The 12,693-nt window shown below is 58.2% G+C and carries 10 protein-coding genes; 9 read left to right on the plus strand and 1 reads right to left on the minus strand.

Going from position 1 to position 12,693, the window contains the following annotated elements; translation table 11 throughout:
• Positions 1-26 precede the first annotated feature (26 nt).
• A complete protein-coding gene (locus FZE95_RS08960; RefSeq protein ID WP_150300514.1) occupies positions 27-1,616 on the minus strand; it encodes a phytoene desaturase family protein in 1,590 nt (529 codons plus the stop codon).
• A gap of 525 nt (positions 1,617-2,141) precedes the next feature.
• On the opposite strand from FZE95_RS08960, the gene FZE95_RS08965 reads away from it, so the two are divergent.
• The 9 genes from FZE95_RS08965 to FZE95_RS09005 all read left to right on the plus strand — a co-directional run bounded on the left by FZE95_RS08965 (position 2,142) and on the right by FZE95_RS09005 (position 12,687).
• Positions 2,142-3,500: a DUF1329 domain-containing protein gene (locus tag FZE95_RS08965; protein ID WP_150300515.1), complete on the plus strand. Its 1,359-nt coding sequence runs from the start codon at positions 2,142-2,144 to the stop codon at positions 3,498-3,500.
• A 72-nt stretch (positions 3,501-3,572) separates the two neighbouring features.
• Positions 3,573-4,481, plus strand: coding sequence for an alpha/beta hydrolase (locus FZE95_RS08970; RefSeq protein ID WP_150300516.1), 909 nt, complete (start codon positions 3,573-3,575; stop codon positions 4,479-4,481).
• Positions 4,482-4,710: 229 nt separating this feature from the next.
• On the plus strand, positions 4,711-6,372 hold the full coding sequence (locus tag FZE95_RS08975) for a DUF1302 domain-containing protein (RefSeq protein WP_150300517.1): 1,662 nt from the start codon (positions 4,711-4,713) through the stop codon (positions 6,370-6,372).
• Between the two features lie 41 nt (positions 6,373-6,413).
• Positions 6,414-7,763 carry a DUF1329 domain-containing protein gene (locus FZE95_RS08980; RefSeq protein ID WP_150300518.1) on the plus strand — a complete coding sequence of 450 codons (1,350 nt, stop codon included), beginning with the start codon at positions 6,414-6,416 and terminating at the stop codon, positions 7,761-7,763.
• 31 nt (positions 7,764-7,794) lie between these two features.
• Complete coding sequence (locus FZE95_RS08985; protein ID WP_150300519.1) at positions 7,795-8,592, plus strand: SDR family NAD(P)-dependent oxidoreductase; 798 nt, start codon at positions 7,795-7,797, stop codon at positions 8,590-8,592.
• Between the two features lie 38 nt (positions 8,593-8,630).
• Positions 8,631-9,077 (plus strand): nuclear transport factor 2 family protein, encoded by a 447-nt coding sequence (locus FZE95_RS08990; RefSeq protein ID WP_150300520.1) that lies wholly within the window; start codon positions 8,631-8,633, stop codon positions 9,075-9,077.
• A 63-nt stretch (positions 9,078-9,140) separates the two neighbouring features.
• Entirely contained in the window at positions 9,141-10,511 is a 1,371-nt protein-coding gene (locus FZE95_RS08995) for a phosphotransferase family protein (protein ID WP_150300521.1), read from the plus strand.
• Between the two features lie 30 nt (positions 10,512-10,541).
• Positions 10,542-11,387 carry an SDR family NAD(P)-dependent oxidoreductase gene (locus tag FZE95_RS09000; RefSeq protein WP_150300522.1) on the plus strand — a complete coding sequence of 282 codons (846 nt, stop codon included), beginning with the start codon at positions 10,542-10,544 and terminating at the stop codon, positions 11,385-11,387.
• A 46-nt stretch (positions 11,388-11,433) separates the two neighbouring features.
• Complete coding sequence (locus tag FZE95_RS09005) at positions 11,434-12,687, plus strand: MFS transporter (protein WP_150300523.1); 1,254 nt, start codon at positions 11,434-11,436, stop codon at positions 12,685-12,687.
• Positions 12,688-12,693 lie beyond the last annotated feature (6 nt).

Consider the following 12,693-nt stretch of genomic DNA (forward strand, 5'->3'; position numbering starts at 1 on the left):
AAGAATGTAATTCTTGTTATTTATCGTTAGGGATTCTTCGCCAGATAACTGGCCACGCGTTTGGCTGCCAGGCGACCAGACATGCCATTCACGCCGCCGCCGGGGTGAATGCCGGCACTGCCCAGATACAAGCCCGCGACCGGCAGGGTATCGCCGCCCAGTCCGTGAGCCGGGCGCATGGTGCTGGAGCGCATGGAGGTGGTGTCGATATGCACGACACATCCATTCACCGTGTTCAGCCGTGCGGTAAAATCGGGCGCGGCTTCGATCCGCCGGCCGATGACATGTCCGTTGATACCTTCCACATAGGCCGAAAGCTGATCGATTACCTGATCCGCCACCGCTTCCCTGATGTTGTCCCAACCGTCCTTCGGGTTGACCGGCATGACCGGCGGATAGATATAGAGCACATCCTGGCCGGCCGGAGCCTGGGAAGGATCCGCCGCGCTGGGAACGGCCATGGTGATATACGGGAGAGTGGGTACTTCACCGCGGGCGCAGGCGGTAAAGTTTTCCAGCACGGCTTCCTCGGTGCCGATCAGCAGACAGGTCGTGCGCAGGTCGATGCCGTCATCCCGGGCTTGTTCGAAGCGCGGCACGGAAATCTGACCGTCCAGTGCCACGTCTACCTTGAGCGGTCCGGAGCCCTTGGCATTGGCCGGCGCCATGGCGATACGGGTAAGCAGATGCCTGGGCATTTCGCCCGCCGTGACCATCTCCAGCGCCACCTTGGGATGGCAGCCGGCGATCACCGAGCGGGCGGTAAACTCGCGCCCATCAGCCAATTTGACCCCCTTCGCCCTGCCCTGGCTGGAGACGATTTCCGTCACGGTTGCAGAGATGATGACCTGCCCGCCAAGCTCCTCGAGCCTGGAGCGCATGGCATTGCTTAGTTGCTGCATGCCGCCGAGCACGCGGCCGACACCAAAGCGGTGAAGAAAGCCCAGCAAGGCATAGTAGATGCCGCCGCCATCAGCGGTAATATCACCGGCCAGGCCGGTCAAGGCGCACATCGCGGAAATGGTCACTGGATGTTCAAAGCGTTCACGCGCAGCCTGGTGCGCGGAGCCTGTCATCAGGGCCATCAATTCAGGTTTGAGCTTGCGATTTTTCAGGGCGCTGCCCACGACTTTCAGCTTCGCACTCAGGTTCAGTTTGGCCGGATCAACACGCATCATGGGGAGCGCAATTTCGAGGAACATGTCAATAACGTTCATGAACTCCAGAAATGCTTCAGCGTCCTTTTCACTGTAGCGCCTGATTTCCGCAGCGGTCTTCAGGCGGTCTCGCCAGAACACCAGCGAGCTCCCGTCCGGGTGCAGATACACATACCCTGGTGCCAGCTCGATCGCCTTGAATCCGTGGCGCTCAAGGTCCAGTTCCTGGGGTATGTGGGAGTGAACACGCATCGACATCATGTCGAGAGCGCACGGGTGCACCAGATGCTCAGGTGCTTCAGGGATCAGATATCCCGACGATGCCATGCCGCCCACTTTGTCGAGCGCCTCCAGCACCAGGATCTTTTTCCCTTCCAGGCCGAGGTAGCAGCCCGCTGACAAGCCGTTGGTGCCGCCACCGACGATAATCACGTCAAAATCAGTCTTGTTGTTATTCATGGTTGTATCCCTTTTTCAAGCTGATGAGCACCCTATAACAACGTCCGATCAGGTGCTGCGCAACCGTTTTACTCTGAGTAAAACGATTCGCACTACACAGGGTTCTCACCATAAGTGCCTCTAACAATAGCACCTACAATTCTTATTGCAGAATTTTAATCTGCATATGGAATTATAAAAAAATCTCTGATAGGGTCTACCCAGGCATTGCTAACAGTCCGAACGAGCTCTCCGATGTTCGTCGAGGCTGCGCAACAGGCAATCAGCCGCTAGAAAATAAAAATAAAAGGACAGAACAATGAGAACAGATCTGGATCATTCCGGACGGTCATCATGGTCAGTGCATTTATCAGCGCTTTTTCAGGCGCTGGTAGATCTATGCAGCCCGCGCTTTTCCTTCACTATCTCAAATCAGGCATTACCCATCTGCAATGGTAGCGGAGCTGTAGAGCCTTCCATCGCCGTAAGCGATTGGCGTGGGTCCAGCAGTACTCCCTCTAACAACATCAATAACGGAGAACTTTCATGAAACTGAAGATCGCTATCGGTCTGTTACTGAGCGGAATATCTGCTGCCTCCTTCGCGGCCGTCAGCCCTGAAGAGGCAGAAAAGCTCGGACAAAGCCTGACACCTGTCGGGGCAATCCAGGCAGGCAACGCCGACGGAACCATTCCCCCTTATGAAGGCGGACTGCGCACCGCACCGGAAGGCTTCGAGCCAGACAGCGGTTTCTGGGTGGATCCGTTCAAGGACGAAGAGCCCCTGTATCGCATTACCTCGGCCAACATGGCTGAGTATGCCGATCTGCTGAGTGCCGGGCAGAAGGAAGTGCTGCAACGCAATCCCGAGTATTACATGGACATCTATCCGTCCCACCGGACAGCGGCCTATCCGAAGGAAGTGATGGACGCGACCATCCGTAACGCCACTACCTGCGATACCTACAAGGAAGGTCTGGCACTTGAAACCGACTGCCGCGGGGGGATTCCCTTCCCAATCGCGAAAACCGGCAACGAAATGATGTGGAATCTGTTGGTGCGCTACAACGATGGCAAGTACGGCACCACCACGTCGTCATCCGATACCTGGGTGGTAGACCGCAACGGCACCGTTACCCGTACAGCCAACCAGTCGACCTTCGTCGAACGTCCTTATTACCAGATCGACGTCCCCGGTCGCGATCCGGAATTGTTCTACCGCGTTTATTCCCTGACCAAAGCGCCTGCGCGCAAGGCCGGCGAACTGACAGGTCTGATGGACTTCCTTGACCCTACCGAGCAGCCACGTCGTGCGTGGAGCTACACGCCAGGCCAGCGCCGCGTGAAATTGGCCCCGGAATTCAACTACGACACGCCGGTCGGCAGCATGGGCGGTCTGGAACTGTTCGACGAGCTCTTCATGTTCTCTGGTGTGCAGGACCGGTTTGATTTCAAACTGGTTGGCAGAAAGGAGATGTTGATTCCTTACAACGCCTACAAGTTCTACTTCGATTGTGACGATCAATTCCGGACCTCACATGCCAATCCAGAGTGCGAGCGCTGGGAGAAGCATCGCGTCTGGGAAGTGGAAGCAACGCTGAAGCCGGGCATGCGCCACGTATATAGCAAGCGTACCTACTACCTGGATGAAGATACCTTCGGTGCAGGCTTGTATGACGCATGGGACCAGAATGGTGAGCTGTACCGCTCGATGATGATGGGTGGTGTGCAGTTCTACGATCACGACATTCCCTACATCGTCAAACACACCATTTTCGACTTCAACAAGGGCATGTACGGCATCATCAACGACGGCATGACCGGTGGTTATCGCGTATTGAGCGAGGCCAGAAGCGAGCGTGAGCTGAACCCTGAAGCGATCGTATCGCGTGAATCACAGCGCTAATTGAACGACCCGAGAGCCCTTCAGTTGCATTCGCAGCTGAAGGGCTTTTTCTTTGCAACAAGGAATCGACCCATGCGGCAAATCAAACTGACGTGGAATGTCAGCCATCTCACGCCCTATTCCATACCCGTTACGCTGTCGGGTTCATTGTTCGCCCCAGACGAAGCAGTAGCGACCGAGCGCCCGGTCGAGCTGCTGGTGTGCCTGCATGGCGGCAGCTGTTGCGGTGAGTACTACCATCCGAGCTATCTGGACCCCTCCTACAGCTTTGCCAGATTCATGACCGACCGTGGCTATCTGGTGCTGGCTCTGGACACCCTCGGAATGGGCAACAGCAGCAAACCCGAACCCGAAAAACAACTGACGCTGGAAGTGATTGCCGCTGCCAGCGACTTCGCGGCACGGCAAGCCGCTGTTGCACTGCAGGACGGCGAATGGCTGCAATTGCCGCCGCACGGCAAGCTGCGTGTGTCCGGCCTGGGCCACTCGATGGGCGGCATGCTGGCGGTTTATCAACAGGGCCGTTTTAAAAGCTTTGAGCGGCTGATCGTTGCGGGATGGAGCAACCTGCCCCTTGAGCTTGGCGACACTGACGCAGCCAGCGTTCAGGCGAGCCTTTCCGATGGCGGCTACATTCCGACTGATCGGCAGACAATGCGCGGATTCTTTCACCTGCCTGATGTGCCGGAGGACCTGATAGCGCGTGACGATCAGCACGCCGGCCTCACGCCAGTAACACTCGCTCTGGCGGCGCTTACCCCAGGTGCGGTGGAGAACCAGGCAGGTGCCATCGACTGCCCGGTGCTGCTGCTGTACGGCGAGGTCGATGTCAGCCCTGACCCACAACGTGAAGCCTCATTCTACCCCCAAGCCAGTGACCGAACGGTCACCCTCATCGGACACGCGGCCCATATGCATAACATGGCCTCCTCACGATTGCAGGTATGGCAGGCGATGGATACTTGGCTGCAGGCGCACTGAGCCGCCAGCTATTAAGGCCGGCCAGGTTGGTCCGGTTTGGCTTTGTCCGGCCGGCCAACCAGGCGAATGGATTCTCCGCAGCAAACACTGCCGACGCCTGTTACAGCGCAAAGCAGTTTATCGATAGGTCCAGGCAGTTCAGCGATAGGCATTGGCGTTGTCGCCTCCATCCCTGTCGCGTTTACTGACAACGGTCAGATTATAAAAACAAGATCAACGGAGAAGCTTAATGTTCAAGCCAGAGTTGTCATCACTCAGCAAGGCTGTAGGACTTTCAGTCGCGCTTGTCTGTGCCAATAACATTCAGGCAGCAGAATTCGATACCGGTAATCCCGACTTGATCGGTCGCTGGGACAACACCATTCGCTACAACCTGGGCGTCCGCGCCGAGGGCCGCGATAACGCGCTCGGCAACAACGCCACCTACGACGAATCGAACTACAAGTTTGATCGCGGCGATGTGGTAACCAATCGTCTGGATGTGATGAGCGAGTTCGAGCTGGCCTATAAACGAGACCACGGCCTGCGCATCAGCGGTGCGGCCTGGTACGATCAGGCCTACGCCGATACTGACGTCGAGACCAATCCGGGCAATGTCTATTACCCCGGCGCGCCTGCCGGTCCGAGTACTACCAGCTATTTCGATGATCAGTATTCGTCCCACACCAAGCGCTACCACCGAGGCTTGAACGGCGAGCTCCTCGATGCCTTTTTATTCACCCGGTTTTATGTAGGCGATGCGCCTGTCAGTCTTCGCGCCGGACGCCACACGCTCTACTGGGGCAATGGACTGTTGATTCCCGGTCATGCCGTGTCCTACGCGCAGGCTCCCCTTGATGGCCGCAAAGCCCAGGCAAATCCTGGTACCGAAACCCGCGAGGTATTCCTGCCTCTGGCACAGATTTCCGGCCAGGCTCAAGTGACTGACCGGCTTTCCCTCGCGGCACAGTATTTCCTTGAGTGGGATTCGACGCGCGCACCTGAAGGCGGAACCTATCTGGCCTCCGCCGATGTTGCTCTGCAAGGCCCGGATCGCTTGCCCGTTGCGCCCGGCTTTGCCTTTCCCATTGAGGACCCGCTCGAACCTGACAACCGCGGCAACTGGGGCGTCATGGCGCGTTACAGCCTCGATTTCATGCAGTCGGATATCAGCGCGTTCTACCGGGAGTTTGACGACTACACCCCCTGGGGTCTGCAAACCGGACCCAGCTCTGCTCGTTATATATACCCCGAAGACATCAAGCTCTACGGCTTGAGCTGGTCAGCGGGTCCGGTACTCGGCGGTGCTTCGGTGGGCGTTGACCTGTCGTATCGCGAGAACGCTTCGCTGATTTCCAGTCGGTTCGATCTGGCAGACAACCAGGGCGCGCGGGGCGACACCTGGCATATGGTCGCTAATGCGCTCTGGCTATTACCTTCCACACCGCTTTGGGACACCGGCTCTCTGATTACCGAAGTCGCCTACAGCCACCTGGATAAAGTAACCGAGAACGCCGATCAGTTCCGCGGCGAAGGCTATGGCGGCTGTGTCGACCAGGATAAGGACTGGGGTTGCGCTACCCGCAACTACGCCGGGCTGGCGATCAACTTCACGCCTCAGTGGTTAGGTGTTCTGCCTGGCTGGAATATCTCCGCACCAATGAGCCTCAACTACGGTCTTTCCGGCAATGCTGCCACCGGTGGTGGCAACGAAGGCGATTACAACTTCAAAGTGGGCATCAAGGGTGTGCTGGATGAGCGCTACGACATCAGCCTGTCTTACATCGGCTATGGCTCCGACACCATCACCCGCAACGTTCCTGGCGTCGGGAACACCGTGGTAGGGGGTAACGGCAGCATCGGCCTCTCCGATCGTGACTGGGTATCGTTAACCCTGAGCACTGCGTTCTAGGTAACAGCCTTCAGACATAACAATAAAATTGGGAGTACTCCATGAAGATGAATCAGATTGCAATCAGCCTGCTCGCGGTCATAGCTACCTCGGCGCTGGGTAACGAGACATGGACCGCCGATGACCTGGGCCAGGACCTTACCCGCTTTGGTGCGATAGCCGCAGGTAATGAAGCAGGCACCATCCCCGCTTACGCCGGCGGCCTGAAAGTGCCCGCCGGCCTGGAGCCAGCCGACGGATCCTGGCCAAATCCCTTCGCCGACGAAGAGCCGCTGTTTCGCATTACCGCCGACAACGCCGATGAATTTGCCGACGAGCTGTCCTCCGGGCAAATGAAGTTGCTCAAGCAGTACCCGGATACCTACTACATGGATATTTATCCGACCCACCGCACGGCGGCTTTCCCCGAGGCCTTTCTAGCGGCAACCGTAGACAATGCAGGCAATCCGGAATGCAAATCGCTTCACGGTGGGTTATCCGTCAGCGAAGCCTGCCGTGGCGGGCTGCCCTTTCCGATTCCGGAGATCGGCGAACAGGTAATGTGGAACTACCTGCTCAACTATCAGGGTATCAACGGCTGGGATTGGAACCACAGCGCCTATGTGGTCAACCAGGGCCATGTCACCTTGACCAACACCAACCGTTCCACCGGTGAAAAACCGTTCTATCAATTGGACGTGGACGGACGCGACCCGAAGATCGCTAGCCGGATCTGGTCACGCATCGTCGCCCCGGCCCGTACCGCTGGCACCGCCTCCGGGTATTGGGATCACCTTGATCCAGTGGAGAATGATCGCTATGCCTGGAGCTATTCGACCGGACAGCGACGCATCCGCAAGGCCCCGGAATTTTCCTATGACACGCCCAACGCGGCGTTCGGCAGCGTGTCCTTCTACGACGAAATCTTTCTCTTCTCCGGCAAGATGGACCGTTTCAACTGGACGCTGGAAGGCAAAAAGGAAATGTTTCTGCCCTACAGCAACTACGAGTTGAAATGGGGTTGCGACATGGACACCAAGCTGATGGACAACCATATCAACCCGGCCTGCGAGCGTTGGGAACTGCACCGCGCCTGGGTAGTTTCAGCTGAGCGCAAGGAAGGTGTGCGGCACGCACAGAAATCCCGCCGTTACTACATTGACGAAGACACCTTCGGCGCGGCCTTGTACGACGCCTGGGATGACAGCGGCGAAATGTTCCGCTCGGGCGCGCAATACAATATTCAGGCCTATGGCATCCCCAATAATCCGCAGCAGGATTCCTATTCGTTGTATGACTTCACTCGCAGCCAGTACGGGATGTTCGGCAATGGCCCGACGCGCTACCGCGATGCGCCCATTATGGAGCGCGAAGCCAATCCACAAACCATTGCCGCTGGCCAACGCCGTTAACGCTTACCTGATCCCCAGATTGGAGCTTTCCATGAACAGACTTGCTGGAAAAGTAGCCGTGATCACTGGCGCAGGGAGCGGCATCGGCCGCGCCAGCGCCATCGCATTTGCCGCTCAGGGCGCCAAGGTTGTAGTGACCGATCTGTATGCGGACGCCGCGGATCGAGTCGCCCACAGCATCACTGCGGCGGGCAACGAAGCGACGGCGCTCAAGGTTGACGTTGGCCAGGAGGCCGATCTCAAACAGATGATAGCCACCGCCATCGAGACCTACGGCCGGATCGACATCCTGTTCAACAACGCAGTCAACAAGAACCCGGAAACAGCGCGGGACGTGGACTTCATCAATTTCAATGAAGAGCTGTTCCACGCCAACATGCGCGTCAACGTGCTGGGGGGCGTTCTTGCCTGCAAACACGCCCTGCCCCACATGCTGGAGCAAGCCTCCGGCTCGATCATCTTCACCTCGTCCACCAGCTCGATTGCCGGGGAAGTCGCCCAGTTCAGCTATGGCGCGTCCAAAGCGGCACTCAACTGGTATGTGCAAACCATCGCCGCCACCTTCGGCAAGCAGGGCGTTCGCTGCAACGCGATTCTCCCTGGCGTGATCCGTACCGCTGCCCTTGAAGGCTGGGCCAATGAAGAGATGACCCGCGCCTTCCTCGACCTGCAGAACGTGCCGCAGCTGGGCGAGCCGGAAGATATTGCCAATATGGCGCTCTTCCTCGCCTCGGATGAGGCGCGTTATGTGAACGGCGCCCTGATGCGCGTCGACGGCGGCATGAGTTGCGGCACGCCCATGGTCCCGGTAGTCCGTGCCTACCTTTGAGCGCAGACCTTCAACCTACTCCAGAAGAGATTTTTGCAATGGGCTTACGACAAGAAGAAATCATCAGGGAATTCTGCGCGGCATGGGGTGACGGCACAGCTACGTCGCGCCCGCAGCTGGACACCATTTTGAACATGATGAGCGAGGACGCAGTCTGGCAGCTTTGGGTTCCCGGCGGGCCAGTGATTCGCGGCCGCGCTGCGCTACGTGACGAGATCCAGCGGCAGATGAGTTACGTCACCCACAACCACTGCGTCATCCGCAACATGGTGTCCTCGGACAGCATCGTGATGACCGAACGGGATGACTACGCCGTCTCCAGCGGCAAGCCCATGCCGCATTCCATGGTCGCGGTTTACGAACTCGATGCCGAGGGCAAAATCACGGCGTGGCGCGAGTACCTCGACACCGCCGATCTGGCAAAGAAAAAGGGCGTGTCCCTGGATCAGGTTGGCGGGCCGGAACTGGCTGCCCCAGGGGCCTGAGCGCTCTATTCATTTACAGACCTGGCCGGCGCCAGGTCCAAAAGCTTATTCGTGGAGTAACCAATGAACATGGTCTTAGACAATGCCAGTACCGACCAGTTGATGGAACAAAAGATACGTGGCTTCGTGGAAACGCTGCTGGGCGGGACCGTGGTCAGCACAGACCGGCTACCGCGCTGGCGCCCGGCCTGGAACATGGACCTGCAACGTGGCGACGAAATACTCAAACTGCACATCCGCGGCGACCGGGGCGGTGACGTCAGCCCGTTTCCGGATGATCTGCGCCGCGAAGCGGATATTCTCGCGCTGATCGGTCAGCAGGGCGTTCCGGCACCGCATATCTATGGATTCTGCGAAGACCCGCTGGCCATCGTCATGCAAGCCGTGCCCGGCACTAGAGATGTTTCCACCGCCAGGGACGACGCCGAACGCCTGAGCCTGGCCAAGCAATACATAGACGCCATGGTCGCCATGCACCAATTGCCATTGGATGGCTTTGTAGCCAAGGGCATCGATCTGCCCGAGGGTGCCGAAGCCATTTCGCTGGCCGGGCTTAACGCCTATTACCCGCTTTACGCGCGCAATAAAACCCGTCCGCAGCCGCTACTGGAATTTGCCCTCAACTGGCTACGCCGCAATGTGCCCCAGCACCGCACCAAGCCCAGCCTGGTGCAGTACGACTCGGGTCAGTATCTGTTCGAGAACGGCAAGCTGACCACTCTCTATGATTTCGAGTTCGCGATGATCGGCGACCCGCTGGCCGACCTGGCATCAGCGCGGATGCGGGACAATTACGAACCGCTTGGAGGGCCTTTCAAACAGCTCTACGAATATTACCAGCAGGTCAGCGGCGAACCGCCTGAGCCCGACGTTGTGCGGTTTCATACCACACTGTTCTCCACCGTCAGCACCATGCAGTTCTCCTCGACCGTCGCTACGCCAAAGCCGGGAGATCCCCACGATACCTATATTGAATTCGATATTGCCCTGCGCCGCGTAGTAGTCCACGCCCTGGCTGAATCAATGGGCGTGGCAATCGAGACGCCAGTGACTCCCATCAAACCACAGGGACCCAACGCCGAACTGCTGAGCATGCTGAGCGATGCGGTCGAACAGGTCGAAGTGGCTGATCCCTTTCAGAAGACCAAGCTGAACGCCGTGCGCAAGATCGTGGAATATCTGGGCAAGGCCGACGCCATGATGCTGGAGCTACAAGCCCAGGACATACGTGAAACCGAAGCACTGCTCGACCAGCGCTTTGCAGATCATCAGGAAATGGAGGCTGCGCTGGAGAGCTTCGTTACCACCGCTGGCGCTGAGCATGATCTGCCCCTGCTGACACTTTTTGCTTCGCAAATTGAACGGCGCGTCCAGGTGTTCGGCGGCACTGCTATTGGCGCCTCCGCCAGCCATATCGACCTTCCCCCCCTATGAACCTGGACACTGATCGTACCCGGAGCGGATATGTCTGAAGAAACCATCAACCAGCTGGACGATGCGCCCGCGTTTCACCGTCGTTATGGTGACTGGGCGCTTATCGCGGGGGCATCGCATGGCATCGGTGCAGCCTTCGCGCGCGAGGTCGCGGCGCAGGGTCTGAATTGCATTCTGGTCGCCCGAAACGAGACAGCGCTTGAGTCCCTGAAAGCCGAGCTTGAAGCGCAGCACGGCATTCAGGCGTTATGCGTGACGCAGGACCTGTCGGCAGCGGATGCCACCTCAAGGCTGCTAGGAGCCATCGGCGCCCGTCAGGTCGGCCTGGTGATATACAACGCCGGCGGTGATCCCTTTATCAGCCAGTTTCTCAACACCGATGCCGAGCATTGGATGAAGCTGCTCAGAATGAACACGCAGACGGTCATGGATATCAGCCACGCGTTTGGACGCCGGATGATAGAGCAAGGCCGTGGCGGGTTGCTGCTGGTAGGTTCACATGCGGCACTGGGCGGCGTGCGCAAGCTGGGGATGTATTCAGCAACGAAGGCCTTTTCGCTGAATCTGGGCGAATCGCTTTGGGCCGAGTGGAAGGATCGAGGCGTCGATGTGCTCAATCTGCTGATCAGCACCGTGGATACCCCAACGATGCGCGAGACCATGCAACGATTGAATATTCCCAACGCAATGACCATGCCGTTACCGCAGGCGGATGACATTGCCCGCCTGGCTCTGCAGGAACTGCGAAACGGGCCGACGCTGATTCATCCGGAAGATCTTGCGGTTGCGGCAGGCGCAGACTCGCCCGGCAGCCTGAGACGTGACCACGTAGTAAAGAAAAGCGCCGAGGCGGCTCAGTTTATCGGTAACGACTGACGCTATACCGCAAGATTTGAAACCATCTTTAACGGGCAGAGAGACCATGAAACAGTTCGATAACAGAGAATTCAAAATCGGCTGGAAGATCCTCATTCTCGCCATCGTCGGCGTGGCGACCAGCTCCAGCTCGCTGCTGTTATACAGCTTCAGCGCAATGATGATACCGCTGGAGCAGGCAATGGGCTGGGGCCGCAGCGAGTTGCAGGCCGCCATCACCGCCCTGTCGCTCGGCACCATAGTCGCGGCTCAACTAGCGGGCTGGCTGAACCTGAAATTCGGGTTGCGCATTGTCACCATCCTCTCGCTGCTCGCTCTTTCAATCAGCATGGTTCTGCTGACCCAGATGCAGACCACGATATGGAGCCTTTATCTGGGTTATTTTCTGGTACCCCTGGCGGGTCTGGGGACGTTGCAGATCACCTGGTCCCACCTGGTCAACCTCTGGTTTGTGGAAAATCGTGGGCTGGCCCTGGCCATCATTCTCAGCGGCTCCGGACTCGCCGCAGCCGGGTTGCCGCTACTGGTCACCTGGGCTGTATCAACCTGGAACTGGCAAGCCGGATTTATCGCGCTGTCGCTGCTGCCGGTTCTGATAGCCCTGCCGCTGACCTTGCGCTGGTTGATGCCTGTCAGGTCAGAAAACAGTGCGGCTTCGGTGGGACAACCCCAGCCCCAGGACCCATCCAGCGGCATGCTGCTGAGTGAGGCGCTAAAATCCTGGCGCTTCTGGGTGTGCAACCTGTCCATGACCCTGGTGGTAGCCTGCGTTGTCGGACTGGTCACCAATATCATCCCGCTGCTGCAGGACAGAGGGCTGAGCGCCGTTGAGGCCGGACAGATTTTCAGTGCCTTCGGTATTTCGCTGATCTTCGGAAGACTGGTAGTAGGCTATCTGATCGATCGTTTGTGGGCCCCGGGAGTAGCGTCCATCGCCCTGCTTATGCCCGCTGTTGCCTGCCTGATTTTCGCCCTGAGCAGCGGCAACACCGGGCTCTATGTTCTGGCAACCTTGCTGGTAGGCATAGGTGCAGGAGCGGAGTTCGACATCGCCGCCTTTCTTATCGCCCGATATTTCGGCATGCGTGATTATGGCCGGCTCTTTGGTGTTCACCTGGGTTTGATCACAGCGGGTGCTGCCGCAGCGCCGTTACTGTTTGGCGCGCTCTACAGTCTTACTGGCGACTACTCCGGCCTCCTGGCCTTCAGCGCCGTCTGCTTTGTTGTCGGACCCCTGATGCTACTGACGCTGGGCGGTTACCCGGTATTTCGCCGCGACGACGCCGTGCCCGCTTACTGAGAGCAA

This window comes from Pseudomonas profundi, assembly GCF_008638305.1.
Taxonomy (GTDB): domain Bacteria; phylum Pseudomonadota; class Gammaproteobacteria; order Pseudomonadales; family Pseudomonadaceae; genus Halopseudomonas; species Halopseudomonas profundi.